Source organism: Thiohalobacter sp. COW1 (genome assembly GCF_016629505.1).
Lineage (GTDB): Bacteria > Pseudomonadota > Gammaproteobacteria > Thiohalobacterales > Thiohalobacteraceae > Thiohalobacter > Thiohalobacter thiocyanaticus_A.
Map to the genome: position 1 here is coordinate 2,149,146 of NZ_AP024239.1, position 23,434 is coordinate 2,172,579.

At 66.1% G+C, this 23,434-nt stretch carries 22 protein-coding genes; 7 read left to right on the forward strand and 15 right to left on the reverse strand.

Annotated features, from left to right (window positions below):
* Positions 1 to 57: 57 nt before the first annotated feature.
* Both COW1_RS10045 and COW1_RS10050 read right to left on the reverse strand, forming a co-directional pair.
* Positions 58 to 3,201, reverse strand: coding sequence for an efflux RND transporter permease subunit (locus tag COW1_RS10045; protein WP_201344085.1), 3,144 nt, complete (start codon positions 3,199 to 3,201; stop codon positions 58 to 60).
* A 4-nt stretch (positions 3,202 to 3,205) separates the two neighbouring features.
* Positions 3,206 to 4,300, reverse strand: a complete 1,095-nt coding sequence (locus COW1_RS10050; protein ID WP_201344086.1) for an efflux RND transporter periplasmic adaptor subunit — start codon at positions 4,298 to 4,300, stop codon at positions 3,206 to 3,208.
* Positions 4,301 to 4,460: 160 nt separating this feature from the next.
* Here COW1_RS10050 and COW1_RS10055 point away from each other — a divergent pair, with 160 nt between their 5' ends.
* Positions 4,461 to 4,880 carry a hypothetical protein gene (locus tag COW1_RS10055; protein WP_201344087.1) on the forward strand — a complete coding sequence of 140 codons (420 nt, stop codon included), beginning with the start codon at positions 4,461 to 4,463 and terminating at the stop codon, positions 4,878 to 4,880.
* Positions 4,881 to 4,934: 54 nt separating this feature from the next.
* Positions 4,935 to 6,557 carry an aspartate:alanine exchanger family transporter gene (locus COW1_RS10060; protein ID WP_096364781.1) on the forward strand — a complete coding sequence of 541 codons (1,623 nt, stop codon included), beginning with the start codon at positions 4,935 to 4,937 and terminating at the stop codon, positions 6,555 to 6,557.
* A gap of 174 nt (positions 6,558 to 6,731) precedes the next feature.
* On the opposite strand, the gene COW1_RS10065 is transcribed toward COW1_RS10060, so the two are convergent.
* Positions 6,732 to 8,429, reverse strand: coding sequence for an acetolactate synthase large subunit (locus tag COW1_RS10065; protein WP_096364780.1), 1,698 nt, complete (start codon positions 8,427 to 8,429; stop codon positions 6,732 to 6,734).
* 122 nt (positions 8,430 to 8,551) lie between these two features.
* Here COW1_RS10065 and COW1_RS10070 point away from each other — a divergent pair, with 122 nt between their 5' ends.
* Positions 8,552 to 9,523 (forward strand): hypothetical protein, encoded by a 972-nt coding sequence (locus COW1_RS10070; protein ID WP_096364779.1) that lies wholly within the window; start codon positions 8,552 to 8,554, stop codon positions 9,521 to 9,523.
* A 9-nt stretch (positions 9,524 to 9,532) separates the two neighbouring features.
* Here the strand turns inward: COW1_RS10070 and COW1_RS10075 are convergent, their stop codons facing one another.
* Positions 9,533 to 10,414, reverse strand: coding sequence for an alpha/beta fold hydrolase (locus COW1_RS10075; protein WP_201344088.1), 882 nt, complete (start codon positions 10,412 to 10,414; stop codon positions 9,533 to 9,535).
* A 67-nt stretch (positions 10,415 to 10,481) separates the two neighbouring features.
* Between COW1_RS10075 and COW1_RS10080 the strand changes: the two genes are divergently transcribed.
* A complete protein-coding gene (locus COW1_RS10080) occupies positions 10,482 to 11,567 on the forward strand; it encodes an alkene reductase (protein ID WP_201344089.1) in 1,086 nt (361 codons plus the stop codon).
* Positions 11,568 to 11,667: 100 nt separating this feature from the next.
* Here COW1_RS10080 and COW1_RS10085 read toward each other — a convergent pair whose 3' ends face one another.
* The 11 genes from COW1_RS10085 to COW1_RS10135 all read right to left on the reverse strand — a co-directional run bounded on the left by COW1_RS10085 (position 11,668) and on the right by COW1_RS10135 (position 21,171).
* Positions 11,668 to 12,231, reverse strand: coding sequence for an NUDIX hydrolase (locus tag COW1_RS10085; protein WP_201344090.1), 564 nt, complete (start codon positions 12,229 to 12,231; stop codon positions 11,668 to 11,670).
* Between the two features lie 13 nt (positions 12,232 to 12,244).
* Positions 12,245 to 12,859, reverse strand: coding sequence for a BMC domain-containing protein (locus COW1_RS10090; RefSeq protein ID WP_096364775.1), 615 nt, complete (start codon positions 12,857 to 12,859; stop codon positions 12,245 to 12,247).
* A 274-nt stretch (positions 12,860 to 13,133) separates the two neighbouring features.
* Entirely contained in the window at positions 13,134 to 14,255 is a 1,122-nt protein-coding gene (locus COW1_RS10095; RefSeq protein WP_231971585.1) for a hypothetical protein, read from the reverse strand.
* Between the two features lie 304 nt (positions 14,256 to 14,559).
* The gene (locus COW1_RS10100; RefSeq protein WP_201344091.1) at positions 14,560 to 15,426 is read right to left on the reverse strand and encodes a glycine betaine ABC transporter substrate-binding protein; all 867 of its coding nucleotides are present in this window, start codon (positions 15,424 to 15,426) and stop codon (positions 14,560 to 14,562) included.
* Between the two features lie 24 nt (positions 15,427 to 15,450).
* Positions 15,451 to 16,305: a proline/glycine betaine ABC transporter permease gene (locus COW1_RS10105; RefSeq protein WP_096364772.1), complete on the reverse strand. Its 855-nt coding sequence runs from the start codon at positions 16,303 to 16,305 to the stop codon at positions 15,451 to 15,453.
* Positions 16,306 to 16,320: 15 nt separating this feature from the next.
* Positions 16,321 to 17,538 carry a glycine betaine/L-proline ABC transporter ATP-binding protein ProV gene (gene proV / locus COW1_RS10110; protein WP_096367467.1) on the reverse strand — a complete coding sequence of 406 codons (1,218 nt, stop codon included), beginning with the start codon at positions 17,536 to 17,538 and terminating at the stop codon, positions 16,321 to 16,323.
* A gap of 197 nt (positions 17,539 to 17,735) precedes the next feature.
* Complete coding sequence (locus tag COW1_RS10115) at positions 17,736 to 18,230, reverse strand: DUF1499 domain-containing protein (protein ID WP_197702987.1); 495 nt, start codon at positions 18,228 to 18,230, stop codon at positions 17,736 to 17,738.
* 6 nt (positions 18,231 to 18,236) lie between these two features.
* Positions 18,237 to 18,761: a TlpA disulfide reductase family protein gene (locus COW1_RS10120; protein WP_096364770.1), complete on the reverse strand. Its 525-nt coding sequence runs from the start codon at positions 18,759 to 18,761 to the stop codon at positions 18,237 to 18,239.
* Position 18,762: 1 nt separating this feature from the next.
* Entirely contained in the window at positions 18,763 to 19,326 is a 564-nt protein-coding gene (locus tag COW1_RS10125) for a hypothetical protein (RefSeq protein ID WP_096364768.1), read from the reverse strand.
* 81 nt (positions 19,327 to 19,407) lie between these two features.
* Positions 19,408 to 20,259, reverse strand: a complete 852-nt coding sequence (locus COW1_RS10130) for an ion transporter (RefSeq protein ID WP_096364766.1) — start codon at positions 20,257 to 20,259, stop codon at positions 19,408 to 19,410.
* 96 nt (positions 20,260 to 20,355) lie between these two features.
* Positions 20,356 to 21,171 carry an amidohydrolase family protein gene (locus tag COW1_RS10135; RefSeq protein WP_157745304.1) on the reverse strand — a complete coding sequence of 272 codons (816 nt, stop codon included), beginning with the start codon at positions 21,169 to 21,171 and terminating at the stop codon, positions 20,356 to 20,358.
* A gap of 277 nt (positions 21,172 to 21,448) precedes the next feature.
* Here COW1_RS10135 and COW1_RS10140 point away from each other — a divergent pair, with 277 nt between their 5' ends.
* The 3 genes from COW1_RS10140 to COW1_RS10150 all read left to right on the forward strand — a co-directional run bounded on the left by COW1_RS10140 (position 21,449) and on the right by COW1_RS10150 (position 23,424).
* On the forward strand, positions 21,449 to 22,072 hold the full coding sequence (locus COW1_RS10140; protein WP_096364762.1) for a DUF2202 domain-containing protein: 624 nt from the start codon (positions 21,449 to 21,451) through the stop codon (positions 22,070 to 22,072).
* Positions 22,073 to 22,260: 188 nt separating this feature from the next.
* Positions 22,261 to 22,584: a TusE/DsrC/DsvC family sulfur relay protein gene (locus tag COW1_RS10145; RefSeq protein ID WP_096364760.1), complete on the forward strand. Its 324-nt coding sequence runs from the start codon at positions 22,261 to 22,263 to the stop codon at positions 22,582 to 22,584.
* A gap of 39 nt (positions 22,585 to 22,623) precedes the next feature.
* Positions 22,624 to 23,424: a transglutaminase family protein gene (locus COW1_RS10150; protein ID WP_096364758.1), complete on the forward strand. Its 801-nt coding sequence runs from the start codon at positions 22,624 to 22,626 to the stop codon at positions 23,422 to 23,424.
* The last annotated feature ends 10 nt before the right edge of the window (positions 23,425 to 23,434 follow it).

Sequence of the window (23,434 nt, forward strand, 5' to 3'; positions counted from 1 at the left end):
AACCCGACGCGGGCCGCCGCTGTGTCGGGTTACGCTGCGCTAACCCGACCTACGCATCTACGCCTCTGAGGACCGGGTCCGCCGCCCCAGCACCGTCACCGTCAACGCCGGCAGGAAGGTCAGGGTCACCAGGGCCGTGCCCAGCAGCCCGAACAGCACGATCACGCCCACGCCCCGATACAGCTCGGTGCCCTCGCCCGGCAGCAGCACCAGCGGCGCCAGACCGCCCAGGGTGGTGAGCGTCGACATGGCGATGGGCCGCAGCCGGGTTTCCACCGCATCGCGCACCGCCGCCTGCGCCGCCATGCCGGCCTCGCGCACATTGGTCATGGCCCGGTGCACGATCAGGATGGGATTGTTGACCACCGTGCCCATCAGGATCAGGAAACCGAGCATGGTGATCATGTCGAAGGGCTGGTGGAAACCGCCCAGCCCGACCCATTCCACCCCCGCCCCCGCGGCATTGAACAGCCACAGCCCGACGATGCCGCCGGCCACGCCCAGCGGGATGGTGAGCATGATCAGCAGCGGATAGCCCCAGTGGGTGAAGATGGCCACCAGCAGCAGATAGATGATGGCCAGCGCCACGATATAGTTGCCGAACAGGGCCTCGCGCGTGGCCTGCAGCTGGTCGCTGGCGCCGGAGATATCCACACCGACGCTGGCCGGAATGGCGCCGGTCTCGCGCAGATGCCCGACCACCTCGTCGCGCACGATGCCCACCCCGGTCTCCAGCGCCACGTCGGACGGCGGGATGATATTGAGCGTGACGGTGCGCCGGCCGTCCAGGCGGCGGATGGTGCTGGTGTCCACCGTCTCCTCGATCCGCGCCAGCGAATCCAGCGGCACCTGCGCCCCGCTGGGGGTATGGATCGGCAGCCTTGAGAGCTGATCCAGGTCGGCGCCGGTGCCCTGCTGGCTGTAGAGATAGATGTCGATCTTGTCGTCGTCCATGAAGAACTCGTCGACGAAGGCGCCGTCGGTCAGAGCGGCGACGGTGAAGCCCATCTCGCCGGCATCCAGCCCAACCTCGGCGACCCGGTCCCAGTCAGGGCGGATCTCCACCAGCGGCTGCGACAGTGACAGGGTAGGCGGATTGGCCTGGATGCGCGGCCGGTCGAACACGTCCTGGGCGCGGCGATAGGCCGCCGTGGCGACATCGTAGATGGCGGCCAGGTCGGCGCCGGAGATGTCCAGGTTCACACTGCGGGTGCCGCCGTCGTTGCTGGTGATGATGGAGCCGCGGGTGGCGAAGGCGCGCATGCCCGGGTATTCCTCGTACTTGCGCACAATGGCATCCATCAGCGGCTCGATGTGGGCCGGGTCCTTGGGCTGGGCGATGATGCGGATGCGCTGCGGCTCGATGCCGAGGTTCATGTAGGCAAAAGCCGGCACTTCGGTCTCGCCGGCCTCGAACTGCGCCGGGTCGTGCTCCAGATAGGGCAGCAGGTAATCCTGCAGTTCGCGGCCGATGCCCGCCATGGTCTGCAGGTTGTAGCCCGGCGGGGCGTGCATGGAGGCGAACACCTTGGGCTCCTCGCCCTCGGGCAGGTACTCGGCCGGCGGCGTGAGCCAGACGATGGCCGCGACACTGGCCGCGGCCACGCCGGCGATCACTCCGGCGCGGCGGGGGCCGGTGTCGATCAGGGCGTTGATGCCGGCCAGCACCCGTGTGCGCAGCCCGCCCCCGGCCGCCTCGCCGCCGAGGGCATCCGAGCGGAACCGCAGCCGCGCCGAGGCGGTGGGCACCACGGTGATGGCCACCAGCATGGACACCAGGATCGAGGCCGACACCGCGATGGCGATGTCCGAATACAACTGCCCGGCCTCCTCCCGGATGAACACGATGGGCACGAACACCAGCACCGTGGTCAGGGTCGAGGCCAGCACCGCCGGCCACACCTGCCGCACCCCCTCCACCGCGGCGCGGAAGCGGTCCAGGCCGCGCCGGCGCGCCAGCTCGATGGATTCCAGCACCACGATGGTGTTGTCCAGGGTCATGCCGATGGCGAAGGCCACGCCCGCGAGCGATATGACATTCACGGTGCGGCCGGTAATGAGCAGCCCGATGAAGGCGGCGATGGTGCAGATGGGAATGCCCATCACCCCGACCAGGGTGGCCCGGCCCGAGCGCAGGAACAGGAACATGATCAGGCTGGCCAGTACCGCACCCAGGGCCAGGTTCTTCCAGACATTGAACACCGAGGCCTGGACATAGCCGACGTCGTCGGCGATCAGGCGCATGAACATGCCGCGCGGATTCAGCACCTGGCTGTTGATTTCCTCCATCTCGACCAGCATGGCGCGCTTGATGTCGATGACATTGGAGCCGGTCTGACGCCGTACCGACAACCCGATCACCGGCTTGCCGTCGGTGAAGGACAGCTCGCTCAGTTCGGAGTGATCCAGCTTCAGCTCGGCCACATCGCCCAGCCGGATGATGGAATCGCCGCGCCGTTCCAGCACCAGGGCGCGCAGATCGTCCAGGTCGTCGAAACGGCCGATGGTACGCAGCAGATAGCGTCGCTTGCCGGATTCGACCTCGCCGCCGGAGACATCCCGGTTGCGCGCCTGCACCGCCTCACGCACATCGCCCAGGGTCAGCCGGTGCTGCGCCAGCCGCGCGGGGTCGAGCAGGATCTGCACCTGGCGCTCGGCGCCGCCGCCCACCCGCACCTCGGACACCCCGGGCACACTCTCCATGCGGGTGCGCACATGGTCCTCGAGGAAGTCCTGCATCAGGTCCATGTCCAGGCCGCGCGGATTGCCCGCCAGCGGCGCGACGCGGAAATACATGAAGGAATTGGACGAGAAGGAGGTGGCGTAGATGCGCGGCTCGTCCACGTTGAGCGGATACTCCGGCACCTGGCTGAGCGCGTTGTTGACCCGGATGAGGGTCTCGTTGAGATCCACGCCGAAGGGAAACTCCAGCTCGACGCGGGCGCGGCCGAAGGAGGCCTCGGCGGTGATCTCGTGCAGAGAGGGAATGGTGCGCAGGTACTCCTCCTGCTCGATCAGGATCTCCTTCTCCACGTCCTGCGGCGTCGCCCCCGGCCAGGTGGTGACCACGGTGACGGTGCGTACCTCCAGGTCGGGAATCATCTGCACCGGAATGCGCAGCGCGGCGACCACCCCCAGTACGGAGATGATCAGCACTATCACTGTCATCAGGGTCCCGTGCCGGACGATGCCCTCGAACATGGTGTCAGTCGGCGCCGACCGGGCGTACGCGCTGGTCCGGCTGCAGGGATTCGTTGCCGGTGGTCACCACGCGCAGGCCGGACTCCAGCCCCGAGCGGATCTCGATGCGGCCGTCGAAGGCCAGGCCGGTCTCTACATTGTGTTCGGTCACGCTCGCGGTGCCGTCCTCACCTGCGTCCTCGACCACCCACACGCTGACTCGCCCGTCCGGATAGCGCAGCAATGCATCGCGCGGCACCACCAGGCCACGCTGACCGGTGTCGAGTTGCAGCACGGCGCGGGCGGACATGCCGGGGGTGAGCGGGATGTCTGGAGCGTCGAGCCAGGCCCGCAGCAGGAAGGTGCGGGCACTGGGGTCATTGACCGGCACAACGGTGCCGATGCGGGCCGCGAGTTCGCGCTCCGGCGCGGCATCCAGCCTCACCTGCAGCCGGGTGTCGGCGTCGATGCGCGGGAAGTAGCGCTGGGGCACGCGCAGATCCAGCCGCAGGTTGTCGACCGCGATCAATTCGACCACGGCCGTGCCCGGCTCGATCCACTCCCCGGCCTCGGTCAGTTTGCGGTTGATCACCCCGGCAAAGGGGGCATTGAGCACATGCCGACGCAGCCGGGCCTCCCGGCGCTGCGCCTCGGCGGCCAGGCGCTCAACCTCGGCCTCCTGCATCCCGACCTGCGCCTCGAGCGTGCGCACCTCGGTCTCGGGGAAGGACTGGCGGGCGCGCAGCTGACGCGCCTCCTCCAGCCGACGGCGGGTATCGGCCAGCTCGGCCCGTGCCCGGCGGCTGGCGGCGCGGGCCGAGGCCAGCGCCAATTGTTCGAGTTCGCGGTCCAGCCGCACCAGGGGGTCACCGGCCTCGACCCGGTCGCCGACATCGACGTTGATCGCCTCCACCAGACCCGCGACCGAGGTCGAGACCTGCGCCACCCGGGGCGAGGTCAGGGTGCCGGTCAGCGGCACTTCCTCGATGATGGGCGCGCGTTCGACCGCGCCGGTGCCGACCCGGGCCAGCCGCTCCTGGGCCGTAGCCAGAACAGGCAGCAACAGCAGCCCCAGCAGTGTGTGCAACCGCCCTGCGCAGAGCAGTGAAGTCGGATACATGCAGGATACCTGTCAGCCCCGGGAAGCGGGGCATCTCGCCTGTCGGCAGCATACGGGAGGCCGCCTCAGTCCGACAAGCCGCCGCAGGTAACATCCCTGTGACCTTCCGGCCCGCGGCGGCGCTGGCCTTGTCCGGTTCAGGGACGCTAAGATGAATGGTATGAGCGGTAACAAGTGTCCCTTCAGCATCATCCAGGCCTCCGGGGCCTGCGGCTGCCGGCACGCCGAGGAAGTGGTGCGGCGCGGCGGCTCGGAATACGACTGCACCGAGGCCGCCGCCCACGCCGTGTGCGCGGCCCTGGTCGAACACCTCAATGCCCTGGCCCTGCCCGAACTGGGCTATGAGGACGATCTCACCCAGACCCCCAAGAGCGTGTACGAGCGCATTCTGCTCGGCGGCCTGCAGGGGCTGCGCCAGGCCCGCGATCCCGATGACAATGGCCCCGGGACCGCGGATATCTGGCCGGTAATCGAGGCCGCAGCCGGCGAGTATGGCGACGTGACGCAGATCCCGGCACCGACCGTACTGCCCGCCATTCAGGCCTGCCGCATCCGGCGCCGTCAGCGCGGTCGCGGCTGAACGGCGCGCTGCCGGGCAGCGGGCACACCGAACAAGAAGGATCCACTGAGTTTCATGGAAAACGACGCCGTCATTCCGATCGAGATCCTGTTCCAGAAGTCGGAGCTGGTGGTCACCTTCCTGATCATCATGCTCGGCATCGGCTTCGGCAACCTGCGCATCAAGGGCGTGGGCTTCGGCTCCAGCGGGGTGCTGATCGTGGCCATGATCGCCGGCTACTTCTATCAGTTCGAGCCCATCACCATCCTGCAGGACCTGGGCATCGTGCTGTTCCTGCTCAGCGTCGGCCTGGAGGCCGGGCCCAGTTTCTTCCGCGCCTTCAAGCAGCACGGCCGGCGCTTCATCACCAATGTCGTCGTCCTGCTGGCCGTCTCCGGCGTGAACACCGTGGCCATCATCGCCCTGGCCGGGGTGCCCATCGGCATCGGCCTGGGCCTGTTCGGCGGCGCCTTCACCTCCAGCCCGGCACTGGTGAGCGCGTTGCAGTTCAGCCCCAAGGAGGAGGTCATCTTCGGCTATGGCGTGGCCTATCCCTTCGGCCTGCTCGGGGTGATCCTGTTCATCACCATCGCGGTCAGACTCATGCGCCCGAAGATGGAAGCCGAGGTGCGCGCCCGCACCCAGCTGCATACCGGTGTGTTCAAGCTGCAGAACGAGGAGTTCGCCGGCAGGCTGATCCGCGACATCGATTTCTTCCAGGACCACAACGTGGTGGTCTCGGGCATTCTGCGCGATCTGAACATGCGCACCGCCAGCGGCAGCACCGTGCTGCTGGCGGGTGATGTGCTGCGCCTCGAGGGCCTGCCGGAGGACGTGGACAAGGTCGGACAGACCCTGGGCGTGGAGGTGCAGGAGAAGTTCGACGAGAACGCCGAGTTGGACACCCGTTCCATCGTGGTGGAGAACACCTCGGTGGTCAACCGCAGCCTGGGCGACCTGGACATCCGGCTGCGCTACAACGTCTCCCTGACCCGCATCATGCGCGCGGGGGTGGAATTCGTGCCGCGCCAGGACCTGGCGCTGGAATACGGCGACGTGGTGGTGGCCGTGGGCACACCCTATCAGCTCGATCAGCTGGAACTGTTCCTGGGCCATGAGCACCACACGGTGCAGCGCCGCGTGGACATCGGCTCGCTGGCCGCCACCCTGTTCCTGGCCTTCTTCATCGGCGGCATCATCATCCCCCTGCCCGGGCTGGGCCCATTCTCGCTGGGGCTGGCCGGCGGGGCGCTGGTGGCGGGCCTGCTGTTCGGACACTTCGGGCGCATCGGCAACTTCATCGGCCGCTTCCCGCGCAACGCCACCGCCGTGCTGCGCGAACTGGGGCTGGCGCTGTTCTTCGTGCAGGTGGGCTTCGACACCGGCCAGAGCTTCGTCGAATCGCTCGACTACCAGGCCATCTACTACGCCTTCTATGCCGTGCTGTTCGCCGTGGTGCCGATGGCGGCCAGCTTCCTGTTCGGCCACTATGTGATGAAGATCCCGGTCAGCGAGTGCTTCGGTGTGATCTGCGGCGGCATGACCTTCACCCCGGGCCTTGACATCATCCGTCAGGCCGACAGCTCCGACCGCCCGGTGGTGGCCTATTCCTCAGTCTATCCGGTGGCGGTGATCCTGGTCATCGCCCTGGTGCAGGGCATGTACCTGGCGCTGGTCACCCTCGGCGCAGTCGAGTAACCCAACATGAATCGTCGTGGTTTGTTGTTGGGCTTCATTGCATTCAGCCCAACCTGCATCACTTGACCGTCATTCCCGCGAAGGCGGGAATCTATGTGCCTCGGCGGTTTCTGGATTCCCGCCTTCGCGGGAATGACGTGAAAGTCATGCAATTGTCCGTGTTTTCCGTGGCCATCAGATCGCCCGACTGCGGTCGGGGATGGTGCGATTGAGCAGACGGTCGTTGTCGCTGTAGTCGACCGCCGCCTCGATCAGATGCACGCCCGGACTGGCCAGGCACCGTTCCAGCAGCGGGGCGAGCTGGTCGGCGGCTTCCACCCGGTGGCCATGGGCACCGTAGCAGCGGGCGTAATCGACGAAACTCGGGTTGCCGTAGTCCAGCCCGAAATCCTCGAAACCCATGTCGGTCTGCTTCCACTTGATCATGCCGTAGGCGTCATCGCGCAGCACCAGCACCACCAGGTCCAGTCCCAGCCGCACGGCGGTCTCCAGTTCCTGCGAGTTCATCATGAAGCCGCCGTCGCCGCAGACGGCCAGCACGCGGCGCTCCGGATGGACCAGTTTCGCCGCCATGGCCGAGGGCAGCCCGGCCCCCATGCTGGCCAGCGCGTTGTCGAGCAGGACAGTATTGGGCAGGCAGGCCGGGTAGTTGCGCGCAAACCAGATCTTGTAGATGCCGTTGTCCAGCGCCACGATGCCGTTGTCGGGCATGGCGCGGCGCACCTCGGCGACCAGGCGCTGGGGATAGACGGGAAAGCGCGCATCATCGGCACCTTCCTGCAGATGCGCGTCGAGATGGCGCTTGACCTCCAGGAAGCGGCCGAAGTCCCAGCCCGGGGAAACCTCGATGGTGGCGGTCAGACGTTCAATGCTGTCGGCGATGTCTCCGATCACCCCCTGATGGGGGTGATAGACCGCATCGACGGCGGCGGTAACATAGTTGACATGGATTACCCGGGCCGAGCCGGCGCGGCCGGCGCCGGCGATATCCGGATTGTCCTCGGCCGGGTCCGTGTCCGCCTCGCCATTCATGATGAAGGGCGGTTTCTCCACCACATCGTGACCGACGTTGATGATCAGATCGGCCGCTTCGATGGCACGGTGCAGAAAGTCCTCGCCCGACAGGGCCGCCGCCCCCAGATACTGGGGGTGACGCTCATCGATCACGCCCTTGCCCATCTGGGTGGTGAAAAAGGGAATGCCGGTCTTGTCGATGAAGGCCCGTAGCGCCTGACAGGTATGGCGGCGGTTGGCACCGGCACCGAGCAGCAGCAGCGGGCGACGTGCTGACTGGATCATATCGCTCGCCTGGCTGATCGAAGTTTCACTGGCCCGCGGATTCTCGAACCGGCTGCGCCGGATCACAGAGGCCTCGGTCTGCTCACGGGCGATGTCTTCGGGCAACTCCAGGTGCACCGCGCCGGGGCGCTCATCCTCGGCCCGGCGGAAGGCCTCGCGCACCCGCGCCGGGATGTAGTGAGCGCTGCTGAGCTGGCGGGTGTACTTGGTCAACGGCTGCATCATGTCGACCACATCGACGATCTGGAACTCGCCCTGCTTGCTGGCCTTGATCGGCTTCTGGCCGGTAATCATCAGCATCGGCATGGCGCCCAACTGCGCATAGGCCGCGGCTGTCACCAGATTGGTCGCCCCGGGACCGAGGGTCGCCAGACACACGCCGGTCCTGCCGGTCAGGCGGCCGTAGGTGGCGGCCATGAAGCCGGCGGCCTGTTCGTGACGGGTCAGAATCAGGCGGATGGAGGAATCCTTCAATGCGTTCAGAAGGTCCAGATTCTCCTCGCCGGGGATGCCGAAGATGTACTCCACCCCCTCGGCCTCCAGGGCGCGGACGAACAGGTCAGATGCCTTCATGTATGCTCCTTCAGGTGCTGCTCAAATCGTGCAGCCGGATATCCGGTGATGCCTGCCCTGGCCAGATTCCTGCCAGAGTGGCATGCTGATCCCGACCCTACCAGAAACCGGGAGCGGAGCGCATGGGAGAGGCACTGAGAGCAGCAGTGGCACGTCAGCGCATGTTGCTGCGCCGACTACTGGATGCGCCGATGGCCCGACTGGCCCGCGAATGCGCCGCCGTCTGGCCGCAGCGCCAGCCATTGGAAACACTGCTCACTGAATGGCTGGACCACCTGCCCTCCTGCAAATACCTCTATGCGCTGGATATGCAGGGACAGCAGATCACGGCCAATGTCTCGGCCCGGGGGCTGTTGCCGGAACATGCCGGGCGCGACCGCAGCCAGCGCCCGTATCTGAAAGCGGCACTTGCGGGCGAGGCCTTTTCGCTGTCCGATGCCTACATCAGCCGCAATGCCCGCCGGCCCTCGCTGACCGCGGTCCAGCGCATCGAATCGGCCGCCGGCACTCAGCTGGGTTTTCTCGGCGCGGACTTCGACCTGCGCGAACTGCCGCTGACCCGGGAGATCTACGAGCAGCCCGGCCAGTGGCTGCAGATGAAGGGCGATCCGGCCATTCGCAGCGGTCTGTTCAGCCAGCATCGCGTCGACAGCCCGATGGATCAGCACATCGACGCGGTACTGGACCTGGTCACCGAACTGATCGTCGCCCACGGGGTGTTCCACGGCAAGCTGCACTTCTCCAGCTCACGCGCCACCCTCTGGTTCATGGAGGATCCCTATCGTTATCGCATCCTGGACATCGAGGACCTGACCGATCCGGGCATCGTGCTCACCTATCCCACTCACCCCTATCCACAGGACGCGGTGATCCCGCCGGACCGTGTGACCGAGGTCTTCCATACCCTGCGCGCCCTGCGCTTCATGGACGAAACCCTCTACCTGCGCGCCGGCTCGCTGAACATCTTCAATGGCATCGTGGGACTGAACTTCTCCTGCGACGGCTCGCACTATATGCCCTGGCAGGAACTGCTGGAGAAGAAACTGGACTTCTGGCTCGGCACCGGAGATGCGGAACTGGACGACGCCGGCTGAGTCAGGCGCCTACGCCTGCAGCAGCGCCCTGACCACCTCATGCACATGCCGGATCGGCAGGGAGAAGTGGCCCTCGCCCGGCACCCGGGTCAGCCGCGCAGCCGGCGCGGCCTGCGCCAGCCAGTCGCTGTGCAGCGGCGGCACCACCCGGTCGGCCAGACCGTGCCAGAGTTGCAGGTTGCGGATCCCATCCAGCGCGAACGGCCAGGGCCGGATGGCCGTTGCCAGATCCGCCACCGCGCCCTCCGGCCCCTGACGGAAGGCCTCGCCCAGACTGTCGGCGAACAACTCACGGACCGCCGGCCGGCGCAGCACCGCCCGGTCGGCCGGGCCGTCGATCCAGCCCTGGATCGCCACCGCCAGACGCGGCGTCCGGCGCACCACCTGCGTGACCAGCGGGCCATAGCTCCAGTGCAGCCAGGCCGGCCCGCGGCGCACCAGCCACAGGGCCAGACGGGCGTTGAACTGCATCGCCGCGGCCAGTCCGGGTCGGGTGAGATCCCCCAGACCGCAGCAGATCGCCGTACCGATGACCCGGTCGCTCAACCGGCTGGCACAGGCCAGGGCGTAGGGTGCGCCGCCGGAGACGGCAATCAGATGAAAACGCCCGATCCCCAGCGCGTCGGCCAGGGCCGCGATGCGTTCCGGCCAGGCGTCCAGCCGCGCGCCCGGCGCCGGGGCGGACAGCCCGTAGCCGGGCCGCTCCGGCGCGATCACCCGCACGCCCGCGTCGCAGCAGGCCGCATGCAGCAACGCGCCCTCGCGGCGTGATCCGGGCAGGCCGTGGAAGTAGAAGGCCGGGATACCGCCGGGCCGGCCGTAGACGGCATAGCCCAGCGGCACGCCCTGGATCTCCAGCACCCGCTCGTTGCGCGGAAACGCCGTCGGCAAAACTTTCCCTCCCGGATCCTGTCACAATCCCCTGTCATCCTGACACAACCGCAGACAGGAGTCCTTCATGCAGAGCAAGCTGTTCTCCCCCATTCGCCTGGGTGATCTGGAACTGCCCAACCGCATCGTCATGGCGCCGTTGACCCGCAACCGGGCCGGCGAGGGCAATGTCCCGACCGCGCTCAACACCGAGTACTACCGTCAGCGCGCCGGCGCCGGCCTGATCATCAGCGAGGCAGCGCAGGTCTCGCCCCAGGGCGTGGGCTATCCGGCCACGCCGGGCATCCACAATGAGGCGCAGGTGGCGGGCTGGAAGGCGGTACTCGAGGCGGTGCACAGCGCCGGGGGACGCATGTTCATCCAGCTGTGGCATGTGGGCCGCATCTCCCACCCCAGCCTGCAGCCCGACGGGGCCGCGCCGGTCGCGCCCTCGGCCATCCGCCCCGAAGGCGAGGCCGTCACCTATGAAGGCATGCAACCCTTCGAGACGCCGCGCGCCCTGGAGACCGACGAGCTGCCGGGCATCGTGGCGCAGTACCGCAGCGCCGCCCGCCTGGCCCGCACGGCCGGCTTCGACGGGGTGGAGATCCATGCCGCCAACGGCTACCTGCTGGACCAGTTCCTGCGCGACGGCAGCAATCAACGCTCGGATGCCTACGGCGGCCCGGTGGCCAACCGCTACCGGCTGCTGGGCGAGGTGCTGGCGGCGGTACTGGAAAGCTGGCCCGCCGGCCGGGTGGGGGTGCGGCTGTCGCCCGAGAACAGCTTCAACGACATCCGTGACAGCGATGCGCAGACCACCTTCAACCATGTGGTCGAGCAGCTGGCGCCGCACGGCCTGGCCTATCTGCATGTGATCGAGGGCGACATGATGAGCGGGGCGAGGGAACTGGACTACGGCGCCTTCCGCCAGCGATTCGCTGGGCCCTACATGGCCAACAACGGCTTCGACTTCGCGCGCGCCGACCAGTGGCTGGAGCAGGACCGGGCCGATCTCATCGCCTTCGGCAAGCTCTACCTCGCCAACCCGGATCTGGTGGAGCGTTTCCGGCAGGGGGCGCCGCTCAACGCGCCCGATGCGGATACCTTCTATGGTGGGGATGCGCGGGGCTATACGGATTACCCGACGCTGGAGGAGCAGACACCGCTGTAGGATGGGTGGAGCGAAGCGCAACCCATTGTTGGTCCGCATCGATGGGTTACGGCGCTGGCGCCTCCACCCATCCTACAATTTCGCGACGAGCACGGTTCGATCACCCTGCCAGGGCATTGCGCATGCGCCGGGTCTTCTCCAGCATGCGCCAGGTCGAACGGTTGTTGTTGAAGCGGGTCACTGCGATGAGATCCGCCCAGAGGATGTCGTGGGACTCGTCGTTGCCCGGCACCGGCAGACTGTCGTCGATCTCCACCAGGAAGCGGACATCGATGTGCTCATGGCGCGGGGCATAGTCGACATTGTCGATGACATGGATGTCCACATCGAACAGGGCCTCGCTGACCAGGCGGATGTGGTGCGCCTCCAGCCCGGTCTCCTCGTGGGTCTCGCGCAGGGCCACGCGCAGGATATCGGCGTCACCGTCGGCATGGCCGCCGGGCTGGAACCACTGATCGTGCTTACGATGATGCAGCAGCAGCACCCGCTCGCGGTCGGGGCTGACCACCCAGGCCGAGCCGGTCACGTGCGCCGGCAACAGCGAGCGTTCGAAGCAGTCCGGATGGGCGGCGACGAAATCCACGGCGCGGCGCACATAGGCCGCCTCCTCCATGAAGTCGGTGCGGTAGCGGGTCAGCAGGTCGAGCAGCTGTTGTCGATGCATAGCGCCTCCCAGATCAGGTCCAGGATGGATTCTCGACCGCGGCCAGTGCGGCCGCCGCGGCCTCGTCCACGTCGGCCTCGCGCCCCGACAGGATCAGGCGGCCGAAGGCGCCCACGGCGCGCACATCGATCAGGGTGATGTTCGCCGCCTTCTCGGCCTGATTGGCCGCATAGACGATATACCCCGCCGGCTCGGTCTCCAGAATGAACATGCTCTGGTCGGGCAGGATCATGGAGCCGCGCCGGTCCTGGCGGTTGATCAGCACCGTATGGTCCGGCGTCATGCCGCGGATGATCTCCTGCCAGGCCACCTCGCAGCGGGTACGGTCCTGCTGGCGCGCGCCCAGATGATTCAGAATCACCCGGCCGCTCTCGATCACGTCGCTCTGGTCGCGGTGGTGAATCACCATGGAGCCGTACTGGCGTTCGACCACCTGCTGGGCCAGGCGCACCTGGGTGGCCTTGAGCGCCATGTCGGTGAGCCGATGCACGGCCATGCCCGGCGAAACCTCCACCCACAGCAGGGCCTCCCCGGGCACCGGCAGAAAACCCTGGGAGGCCGTGGCGATGTACTCGGCCAGCTGCGGCTGCAGCGAGTCGATATAGACATAGGTTCTGAGCTTGATCATCAAACTGCCAGGCGGCCTGAACGATTGCCCGCTGGGGACAGGCCAGTGGATTCTACCGGTAGCCGACAGGGCAGCGGAAATACATAAGTCATTCGGAATCCATAGATATTCGTCTATGAAATCAGCGCTACAGGCAGTATAGACCGGGATAAGGGCGGCATTACGGGCATCGGGACCGGTCACGACAGTCACCGGAAACGGGCTTGCGGGTCGAGACCCCGCCCTCACCCCTGCCCCTCTCCCGCTCGCGGGAGAGGGGTACTAAGGCGGGAAATCAGAAATAGTAGCCGAAATTGATATTGAAGCGGGTCTGCCACTGGTCATCGGCATTGGCCCCGAGGCGGTCGCCGAAGGCGGCGTCGCCGCCGATGAACTCGTTGCCGTTGGACATGGCCAGATCGGTGTAGACATACCAGCCGCCCCGGCCCCAGGCCGCGCCGAGGATGAACAGTTCGCTGTCGTTGAAGCCGCTCTGGTCCTTGACGATGACGCTGTACTCGGCATAGGGGATGACATAATCCAGCCAGTCGATGCCGGGCGTGGCCTGGTAGTAGCTGAGCGAGATGCCCGGGATCCAGGCCTTGGCCGCCGCTGTGCTGGGGAAGTCGTAGGCGCCGAACTGGACCCGATCGTCGGTGCCCAGCGGCTGGGCGCTGTCGACGTCGAACTCGTACCAGGTCAGCTGACTGGCCAGGGTGAAGTTGTCCCACTTGTTGACCATGTGCACCGAGGCGGCCATGCGGTCGCCGTCGTCCTGCGGCCCGGCGCTTTCCAGTTCGCCGAACTGCAGCGAGAAACCGAGATCGGTGGCGATGGCCACGTCCGGCACGCTGTAGATGCCGCGCAGGTTGAACTGGTTGCGCTCCTTGTAGCCGTTGCCGCTTTCGTTGACCACGTCGTAGGAGTAGCGCGCGCTCTTGTGCGAGGCGCCCCGGTAATCGCCCTCGTCCGAATAGTAATAGGCAAGGTCCCACTTCCAGTCGCCCATGGGCCGGGAGTACTTCACGCCCAGGTCCATGTCGTCCGACAGGCCGACATAGTAGTGCTGGTCGAAGAACCAGCTCTGGGAAATGCCGTAGGGCCCGGGACCGAAGGGCACCCGGTTGACGCCCACCTGGACCTGGCTGCTGTCCTCGAAGTTGTAGCCCACCCAGCCGGTGTGCAGCATGTTGTAGCCGGGATACCAGCGGTATTCCGCCTTGGCCTGCCAGGGGCCGCTGAGGTAGTCGAGGTTGATGCGGAAGGTGTCGAGGGCGAAATCCCCCTTGTCCTCGGTGGCCCGGGTGGCGCCGTTGCCCTCGGGATAATCGCCCACGGCATAGTTGGCCCGGATGGCGCCGCCGATGGTGAGGTCGCCGACCTTGATCTTGGCCGGTGCCGGGGTGATTTCGGACATCTCGGCCTCCGCCCGCTCGGCCCGGGCCTCGGCCTCGTTCCGGGCGGCCTTCGCCTCGGCCAGCGCCCGCTCGGCCTGTTCCAGTTCGCGCTGCAGCTCCTGCACCCGCTGCTCCAGCACCTCGGTCTCGTCCGCACTCACGGCCGCGGAGAGCAATCCCAGTACAACCACCAGCACACCGGCAAGCGGTGCCTTGCCCACAGCGTTTCCTGTCATTGCCCTTTCCTCCCTGCGGTCCCCGGCGGCCCCTCGCCACCGGCGGAATGGTATCCGTCCCGGCATCCCGCTCCCGGGACGGCGGCGCTCAGAGCTCGCCCGTGATCCAGTACCGGATACGTTCCGGGTGGTTCTCGATGTAGCGGGTCACGGCCTCCTCGTAGGAGCTTTCCTGGGCGTCGTACATGGCGGCCTGCAGATCGTCGATGGGCAGCTGCATGCGGGAGAAGAAGCCGGCCGCCTCGATGTCGTCCTGATAGAAGCCCTTGCGTGCCACGGCATGCACCCGCTCGTAGCTGCCCAGCGTCCCCTTGGGGTCGTCCAGGTAGCGCAGGTCGTACTTGCCGAACATCCAGTGCGGACTCCAGCCGGTGACCACGATCCATTCGTTGCGGCGGATGGCGCGGTCGAGCGCGGCGGTCATGCCGGCACCGCTGGAGATCTGCAGTTCGTAGTCCAGGCCGTAGTCCTCGATGGCCTGCTTGGACAGGCGGGTCAGGCCGGCGCCGGGGTCGATGCCGGTGATGGTGTCATCCAGCTTGTCCATCACACCGGGATCCTTGAGATCGGCGATCGAGCTGACCTGGTCCTCCGGGATATAGCTCGGCACCACCCAACCCAGCCGGGCATGGGTATAGAGCAGCCCCAGATTCACCATCTTGCTGCCCAGCTTTTCGATGTAGTCGGCGTGGGTGCCGGGCTGCCAGGACATCAGCATGATGTCGATGCTGCCGGTGGCCAGGCCCTGGTACTGGGGGGCGATGTCGGTCTGGATCAGTTCCACCTCATAGCCCATCTCGTCTTCCAGGATGCGCGCGGCAAGCTTGGTGACGAACTCGGCATCCGACCAGGCGGTCCAGCCGATGCGGATCTCCTTTTCGGCCTGGGCCGTGCCGGCCAGGCCCAGCATCAGCATGACGGCCAGCAGATATTGCAGTGATTTCAGGAATCGCATGACGTCCTCCTTGTTTGCTTTGGTTTATGCAGCTTTGCGTCTGGCTCCGAAGCTCTGGGTGATGCGATCCAGCAGAATGGCCAGCAGCACCACACCGAGGCCGCCCTCGAATCCCAGGCCCACGTTCAGGCGCTGAATGCCGGTCAGCACCGTGTTGCCCAGTCCGCCGGCGCCGATCATGGAGGCGATCACCACCATGGACAGGGCCAGCATGATGGTCTGGTTCACCCCGGCCATGATCGAGGGCATGGCCAGCGGCAGCTGCACCTTGAACAGCAGCTGGCGCGCGGTGCAGCCGAAGGCCAGGCCCGCCTCGATGTGCTCGGGGCTGACCTGGCGGATGCCGAGATTGGTCAGGCGCACCGCCGGCGGCATGGCGAACACCAGGGTGGCGATCGCGCCGGGCACCTTACCCAGGCCGAAGAAGATGGCGGCGGGGATGAGATAGACGAAGGGCGGCATGGTCTGCATGAAGTCCAGCACCGGGCGCACAATGGCCTCGACCAGGTCACTGCGCGCCATGGAGATGCCGATGGGAATACCGATCAGCAGCGCCAGCGCGCTGGAGCCGATGACCAGCGCCAGGGTCGAAACCGTCTCCTCCCAGATATCCATGCCGAAGAGCAGCAGCATGGATACCAGCGCGAAGATGCCGAACTTCCAACTCACGCGCCAAGCGGCCAGGGCCACGATCAGCAGCGCCAGCAGCAGCGGCGGGATGGCAAGCAGCCCCTCCTCGAAGTTGTCGATGACGAACTCGATGGCCTCGGAGATGCCGTCCAGCACACCGGTGAAATTGACCTGGATCCAGTCGACCGCGCCGCTGACCCACTCGCCGATGGGGATATCGATATTGGTGATGAAATTGCCGTCAGCCATACCTTTGGTGTCCTGCTAGCCCGCCTTGTCCAGTGTCTGCAGCAGTACCGTCTTGCTGACGGTGCCCAGATAGCGCCCGCCCTTCGCCACCACCGGCACCGGGTGTTCGCTCGCGGCCACCAGGCTGAGCACGTCGCTGAGTTCCATGTCCTCGGGCGCGGCCTCGATGCCCTTGAGAAAGGCTTCCTCCCAGCGGGTCTCGCCGGGACTGTCCAGGGCCCTGGCCAGGCTGTGCTGGCTGACCATGCCGCGGTATTTGCCGCTGGCATCGACCACCACGGCGGTGTTGCGCCTGCGGTCGCGCAGCTGCGCCAGGGCGGCGCGCACATTGGTGCCGGGCCGCTCGAACACCATCAGACCGTCCTGCTCGGCGATCTCGGAGGCGGTGAACACCTTGCTCACGTCCACGCCGTAGAAGAAGGATCTTACATACTCATTGGCGGGACTGGTGACGATCTCCTCCGGGGTGCCGATCTGCACGATGGCGCCGCCTTCCATGATGGCGATGCGGTCACCGATGCGGATGGCCTCGTCCAGATCATGGGAGATGAACACAATGGTATGCGCCTCGCGCTGCTGCAGCCGCACCAGTTCATCCTGCATCTCGGTGCGGATCAGCGGATCCAGGGCGGAGAAGGCCTCGTCCATGAGCAGGATCGAGGCATCGGTGGCCAGGGCGCGGGCAAGCCCCACGCGCTGCTTCATGCCGCCGGAGAGTTCGTCCGGATAGCTGTCGCCGTACTGGCCCAGGCCGACCGTCTCCAGCGCCTTCATGGCACGCTCGCGCTGCTCTTCCTTCGACACATCGGCCACGTCGAGCCCGAAGGCGGCGTTCTCGGCAACCGTCTTGTGCGGCAGCAGGGCAAAGGACTGGAACACCATGCTCATGTGCTCGCGGCGCATGCGGATGAGTTCCTTTCTGCCCATGGCGGTCACATCCCGGCCATCGAGCAGAATGCGGCCGTGGGTGGGTTCGATCAGACGATTGAGCATCCGCACCAGGGTGGACTTGCCCGACCCGGACAGGCCCATGACGACGAACACCTCGCCGTCGCGGATGGCGAAGTTGGCGTTCTGGACGCCGACGGTGGTGCGGGTGCGTTCGAAGATCTCGTCCTTGGACAGCCCCTGTTCCAGCAGGCGCATGGCCTCGTCGGGATCAGGGCCGAAGATCTTGTAGAGGTTCTCGACGACGAGTTTGTCTTTTCCCTCGCCGTTCCCGTTGACTGGCATCAGAATGACTCCGGGCGGGCCGCGCCGCTGATCCATGCACAGGCAGGGCCGGACAGCCACCCTGTGCTGTTCGATTACCGGTTAGCAGGATCAGGCTGGGGGCACAGCCATCGTGAATTTTCTTCCCCAGTCAAAAACCTAGACGCTGTGACCATGAAAGTCAAACGACGGCAGCGGCAAGCCCATGGCAAACGGAGTTATTTTTCTGCAACAGTTCGGCCGACCCCGCCTGCCTGCCGCCAGCGCTGGCGCAATGCCTCCACCCGCTGACGGTTGACGCCGAGATCACTGTGCCCGACGCGCGAGGCGGAACGCACATGCACCACGCCCGCCTGCGCATCCGGCCGCAGCTGCAGGTCATCCACGAAACCGAACACACGAGAGCGGAAGCCGGCGACCAGATAGTCCGGCTGCACGGTCGTTACCGTACCGCCCAGTGACCGCACCTGCTCTCCGAGCCGGTCCAGCACCGAGGCCGGCGACAGATCCCCCGGCAGCCTCAGCGGTTCGACATAATGCGCGCTGTCGGCGGGATATTCACTGCAGACGCAGTTGGGACTGTCGGGACAGGGCGGCAGCCGGCCGTCAACGCGCCCGGGCGGCGCCTGCGAGCGGCTGTGCAGGGCAAGCACCGCCAGGGTGATCATGGCGAGCAGGATCAGCGCGGCGAGAATCAGCAGGACCGCCTTCATCCCGCCTCACTCCTCATGCTCCATCAACCCCCGGATCAGCGCCCGCACCTCGGCGTGATTGAAATTGCGGCCGCCGACGGCGCGATAGACCACCCGCCCCTGCGGATCGATCAGCACGGTGGTGGGCAGTCCCTTCACCCCGTAGGCCTCGGCCACGCTGCTGTCACGGTCGAACAGGACGGGGAAGCTGGGATAGACGTCGAGTTGGCCCATGTAGGGGAAGACCTGATCGGGCGACTCCCACTGGTTCACCGCCAGCACCTGGAAGCCTTCGTCCTTCAGCCCCTGGTAGACCGCCTCCATCGAGGGCATCTCCTCGCGGCAGGGCGGACACCAGGTGGCCCAGAAGTTGACCATCACCACCCGGCCGCGCAGGTCCGACAGCCGGTGAATCTCGCCGTCCATATCCTCCAGCGCGAAATCCGGCGCCGGGACCGGTTCCGGCAATCGGGTCAGGTCATGCCCCAGATCGGCCGGCGCCGCCGGCGCAAAGGCCAGCAAGGCGATGCTCAGCAGCAGGCGCGCCAGCATCTCAGGGAGCGGATTGCGGCACCCCTTCCGGGGCGCATCTGACGTCTTCGAGCTTGGCTTCATGCAGTTCACCTCCCTGGGTCCAGACATAATGAAGATCGAAGCGGGTGCCGGGCGGCAACTCCACGGTGGTGAAACCCTGCCCCCAGTCGCCGGGCTGATAGGTCTGCGCCTCATGCAGCAGCACCCAGCGGAAGGCGAGATTGCGGCCGCGCCATTCCTCCAGCCACTCGGTCTTGGTCTTGACCCGGTGGGTCCGGCCGTCGGGTGTCACATAGCGCCAGCGGGTGAGATCGTACTCCAGCACCTCGTCACCGATATTGCGCAGGATGGTGCCGAAGGTGCAGTACTGCCGGGTGCTGGCGACGATGTCCGGCGGCAGTCCGCGGGCGGAGAAGACCGCCGCCACGTAATCCCGGTTCAGCGGCAGCAGCTGCAGCGACATGCCCGGATGCTCCACCTGCACGGTTTCGATGCCGGAATCGGGGTTGTACTCGCGCTCGACCTGGGCGCCCATCAGTGTCGCCGGCAGCAACAAGCAGAATGCGGACAGATACCGTGTCATTGTCAGCCTCATCCTCCGGGGGTTAATCATGGCCACCCTACCCTTCGGGTCCGGGCATCGCAATGACACGACGCGGGCCGGTCAGGGCCGGCCGCGGTCGAGGGCCGCCTTCAGTTCCCGGATCTCCGCCCGCAGGCCGCGGATCTCGTCCTCGATGGCCCCGCCCTCGGCCTCGATACGCTGTTCGATCAGGCTGCGGTCGCGGCTGTGCTCGGCCTCGTGCATGGTCTGCATGGTATCGACGATGATGCCGATGAACAGGTTCAGCATGGTGAAGGTGGCGATCAGGATGAAGGGCACGAAGAACAGCCAGGCATGCGGATAGAGCTCCATCACCGGCCGCACGATCCCCATGGACCAGCTCTCCAGGGTCATGATCTGGAACAGGGTGTACATGGAAGCGCCGATGGAGCCGAACCAGTCCGGGAACTGCTGCCCGAACAGGCCGGTGGCCATCACCGCGAACACATAGAACAGCAGCAGCATCAGCCCGGCGATGGAGGCGATGCCCGGCACCGCATGCAGCAGCGCCTCCACGATGAAGCGCAGCTTGGGCACCATCGAGATCAGGCGCAGCACACGCAGCACGCGCAGGGCGCGCAGGACGGCCAGCGGCCCGCTGGCGGGAATCAGCGCAATGCCCACCACGATGAAGTCGAACACATTCCAGGCGATGGTGAAGAAACGCAGCCGGTAGGCAAACAGCTTGATCGCGATCTCGACCACGAACACGCCCAGGATCAGGCTGTCGGCCAGTCTCAGCGCCGGACCGACGCGCTCCATCACCGCCGGCGAGGTCTCCAGGCCCAGGATGATGGCATTGATCACGATCAGGAAGACGATCGCGTGCTGCACACGCGGCGACTCGATCCAGCGGCCGGCCCGCGCACGCAGCGAGGCCGGATCCAGGTCACGGAGGATGACTTCAACCATAAATCTGCAACCGAAACAGTCCTGACTGGGATAGCCGGGCGGGCGGCTGCCCGGGCCGGACGCAGGATAGCACGGAGCCCCGCACAGGACACCGCCTCACTCCTCGCCCCTCACCCCCAACAGCCGTTCGGCATTGCCCCGGGCCAGGCGTTCGGCCGTCTCCGGCGGCAGCTGCGCCAGCCAGTGTCGGATGCCGGCGACCACCCGGTCATACGCCTGCCAGCGGGCAAGGCTGAAGGTATCCACCCCCACCAGGAAGCGCTCGGAATGCTCGACCAGCAGCCGGTACCAGGCATCATCCAGTTCGCCGCCGGGCGCAATGCGCGCGTCGCGCACCGACAGGTCCACATGCAGCCGCGGATAACGTGCGAGGTAGTCGGCAATCAGCCGCGGATACGGATAGGTTCCGGCATGGGCCCAGATCAGGGTTAGGCCGGGAACGGTCTCATAGAGGGTGTCGACCACGGCCGGGTCGGCGTGCAGCAGCAGCGGAAGATCGTGCGCGACCGCCAGTTCCGCCAGCCGCCGCAGCACCGGACTGTGCCGGTGGGGCGCCAGTATGTGCAATTCACCGATACCGCGCCAGGGACCGGTCTCGAGCGTCCGCTCGACCCACTCGGGCAGACCGGCATCGGCATGCCAGTCGCGTTTGTCCCCGGGCCTGCGGTATACCCCGAGCAGGGGGATGATGCGCTGCGGCGCGAGCCGATGCAGTTCCAGGACGGTACGCGGCGGCATCCCGGTCACCAGGGCGTGGCGGACATCGCTGCCGTCCAGGCGCGCAAGCGCCGCTTCCGGCGGCATCGCACCGAGATGTTCCGCATCGTAGTGCAGATGCGCATCGAACAGCGGCCCGGCCAGCGACAGGGGCGGGATCAACAGCACAGCGAGCAGCAACAGGTGCGAAGGCATGATCCAAGGATACCAGCCCTGCCGGTCACACACGCCCGCAAACGTGCGCCCGGTCACAGAAACGGCATCCCGCTCACCGATCGCCACGGCATCGCAGGCCGATGCTAAGCCGCTGAATACCTGACACACCCGCCCGCCGATGACAGGATCTGTCAGTCGCGCAGACCGCATTACACACCCTCCCGCTCGGTTTATGCTCCGCCTACATGAGGTTAGTATTCATTCACCCCTTGTCACGAGAGGCCCCTGAGGGCCGAGTAAAACAGAGGACTGAAGTATGAAAAGTTCCCGCATCACCGCAGGATTTGTTGTTGCCCTGTCGCTGGCCGCCGCACAGCCGGCATTTTCCGATGAACCCCTCACCGGCCTGAGCGTAGCCGAAGCCGAAGACCTGACCTACATGCGCGAGGAGGAGAAACTCGCCCGCGACGTCTACCTGACCATGGACCAGTACTGGAACCAGCGCGTGTTCGTCAACATCGCCGAATCCGAGCAGACCCATACCGAGACCATCCAGATGCTGCTGGACAAGTACGGCCTGGTGGATCCGGCGCTCGACGCCGTCGGCTATTTCACCAATACCGACCTGCAGGGCCTGTACGATCAACTGGTCACGCGCGGCATGGCTTCGGAACTCGAGGCCCTGCATGTGGGCGGTCTTATCGAGGAAGTCGACATGCAGGACATACAGGCGGCCATCGAGCGCACGGACCACGCCGATATCGAGCAGGCCTATGCCAGCCTGTTGTGCGGCTCGCGCAATCACCTGCGCGCCTTCGTGGACGCCATCGAACGACTGGGCGTGCAGTACGCGGCCCAGTTCCTGCCCCAGGACGAGGTGGACGCCATCGTGGGATCACCCCTGGAACACTGCGGCAACCGTCCCCGCCAGGGCAGCTGAGGGCTCTGCCCACCCGCCCCGCCGGGCGCGGCCGGCGGGGCCATTGCCCGAGGCAGGCTGCCTGTCGAAGCCAACTTAAAACCCTGTTGTCTGCATGTATTCGCGCATTGCAGCGAATGGGCCACTGACACGGCACGCGCACTGGCTATACTCCGGGATACAGGCAAACTCCGGAGGAGGGCCACGCCATGGAACAGAGCCTGCAAGAAACCCGCTTCGATGAATACGGCCTGTTGCGCCATCCCGAGGACTGGTCCCCCGAGTTGGCCAGCGAGCTCGCGCGTCAGGAGGCCATTCCACACCTGACCGACCTGCACTGGGCCTTCATCGATTCCCTGCGCAACTACTACGGAAAATACCGGGTACCGCCGCCGGCGGGACTGATCTGCCACGATCTGGAACTGGATGAGTGGTGCTGCCACGACCTGTTCCACAACTGCCTGAACGCATGGCGTATCGCCGGCCTGCCCGATCCCGGCGAGGAGGCCAAGGCTTACATGTCGGCCGAGTAGGCGACAAACGAACCTCGGAGAAAGGACAGCACCGGTTAAATGTGGATACGCACCACATGCAATCTCGAGTTCAGGCTCGAGGTTCCCACCCCCCTGATACTCATGCTCCGGGCGCGCAGCAGCGCGCGGCAGTGGATTGCGCGGGAGAGTTACAGTCTGATACCCAATGTGCCGGTGCAGGAATATACGGACATCTTCGGCAACCTGTGCCAGCGCCTGATCGCACCGGCGGGAGAATTTCAGGTCCGCACCTCGGCTGTCGCGATCCTGAATGTCAGTCCAGACCAGGCGCCGGTCGGCGGCTTCGTCGACATCCCGGACCTGCCGGATACGGCCATGATGTATCTGCTGCCGAGCCGCTACTGCGAATCCGACCGCTTCGGCAACATGGCGCGGGAAATCGTGGCGGGCCTGCCGCTCGGCTATCCTCAGGTGGCCGGCATCAGCGACTGGATCCGCAGCAGTATCCGCTACGCACCCGGCACGAGCGCGTTTCCGATCTCTGCAGTGGAGGTGAATCTGCAGGGGCAGGGAGTGTGCCGTGACCTGTCACACCTGGGCATCGCCCTGTGCCGGGCACTGAGTATTCCGGCACGCATGGTGGTCGGCTATCTGCATGAGCTCGACCCCATGGATATGCACAGCTGGTTCGAGGCCTATATCGGTAACCGCTGGCATACCTTCGACCCCAGCTGCAGCAGCCTGCATGATGGCGCGCGCCTGGCCGTGGCCTATGGCCGCGATGCCGCCGACGTGGCCATCTACACCCAGTTCGGCCCGCCGGCCAGGTTCAGTGACATGGAAGTCACGGTGCAACAACTGGAGAACGCGCCGGACTGAGCACCCGGCA

Bases quoted from the DNA above. Each gene is read 5' to 3' on its own strand.
- COW1_RS10145 (WP_096364760.1), top strand. From the start codon at position 22,261: ATGGAACAGAGCCTGCAAGAAACCCGCTTCGATGAATACGGCCTGTTG.
- COW1_RS10090 (WP_096364775.1), bottom strand. From the start codon at position 12,859: ATGATCAAGCTCAGAACCTATGTCTATATCGACTCGCTGCAGCCGCAG.
- COW1_RS10115 (WP_197702987.1), bottom strand. From the start codon at position 18,230: ATGAAGGCGGTCCTGCTGATTCTCGCCGCGCTGATCCTGCTCGCCATG.
- COW1_RS10070 (WP_096364779.1), top strand. From the start codon at position 8,552: ATGGGAGAGGCACTGAGAGCAGCAGTGGCACGTCAGCGCATGTTGCTG.
- COW1_RS10120 (WP_096364770.1), bottom strand. From the start codon at position 18,761: ATGCTGGCGCGCCTGCTGCTGAGCATCGCCTTGCTGGCCTTTGCGCCG.
- COW1_RS10100 (WP_201344091.1), bottom strand. From the start codon at position 15,426: ATGCGATTCCTGAAATCACTGCAATATCTGCTGGCCGTCATGCTGATG.
- COW1_RS10045 (WP_201344085.1), bottom strand. From the start codon at position 3,201: ATGTTCGAGGGCATCGTCCGGCACGGGACCCTGATGACAGTGATAGTG.
- COW1_RS10150 (WP_096364758.1), top strand. From the start codon at position 22,624: ATGTGGATACGCACCACATGCAATCTCGAGTTCAGGCTCGAGGTTCCC.
- COW1_RS10140 (WP_096364762.1), top strand. From the start codon at position 21,449: ATGAAAAGTTCCCGCATCACCGCAGGATTTGTTGTTGCCCTGTCGCTG.
- proV (WP_096367467.1), bottom strand. From the start codon at position 17,538: ATGCCAGTCAACGGGAACGGCGAGGGAAAAGACAAACTCGTCGTCGAG.
- COW1_RS10060 (WP_096364781.1), top strand. From the start codon at position 4,935: ATGGAAAACGACGCCGTCATTCCGATCGAGATCCTGTTCCAGAAGTCG.
- COW1_RS10050 (WP_201344086.1), bottom strand. From the start codon at position 4,300: ATGTATCCGACTTCACTGCTCTGCGCAGGGCGGTTGCACACACTGCTG.
- COW1_RS10095 (WP_231971585.1), bottom strand. From the start codon at position 14,255: ATGTCCGAAATCACCCCGGCACCGGCCAAGATCAAGGTCGGCGACCTC.
- COW1_RS10135 (WP_157745304.1), bottom strand. From the start codon at position 21,171: ATGCCTTCGCACCTGTTGCTGCTCGCTGTGCTGTTGATCCCGCCCCTG.
- COW1_RS10085 (WP_201344090.1), bottom strand. From the start codon at position 12,231: ATGCATCGACAACAGCTGCTCGACCTGCTGACCCGCTACCGCACCGAC.
- COW1_RS10080 (WP_201344089.1), top strand. From the start codon at position 10,482: ATGCAGAGCAAGCTGTTCTCCCCCATTCGCCTGGGTGATCTGGAACTG.
- COW1_RS10125 (WP_096364768.1), bottom strand. From the start codon at position 19,326: ATGACACGGTATCTGTCCGCATTCTGCTTGTTGCTGCCGGCGACACTG.
- COW1_RS10065 (WP_096364780.1), bottom strand. From the start codon at position 8,429: ATGAAGGCATCTGACCTGTTCGTCCGCGCCCTGGAGGCCGAGGGGGTG.
- COW1_RS10130 (WP_096364766.1), bottom strand. From the start codon at position 20,259: ATGGTTGAAGTCATCCTCCGTGACCTGGATCCGGCCTCGCTGCGTGCG.
- COW1_RS10055 (WP_201344087.1), top strand. From the start codon at position 4,461: ATGAGCGGTAACAAGTGTCCCTTCAGCATCATCCAGGCCTCCGGGGCC.
- COW1_RS10105 (WP_096364772.1), bottom strand. From the start codon at position 16,305: ATGGCTGACGGCAATTTCATCACCAATATCGATATCCCCATCGGCGAG.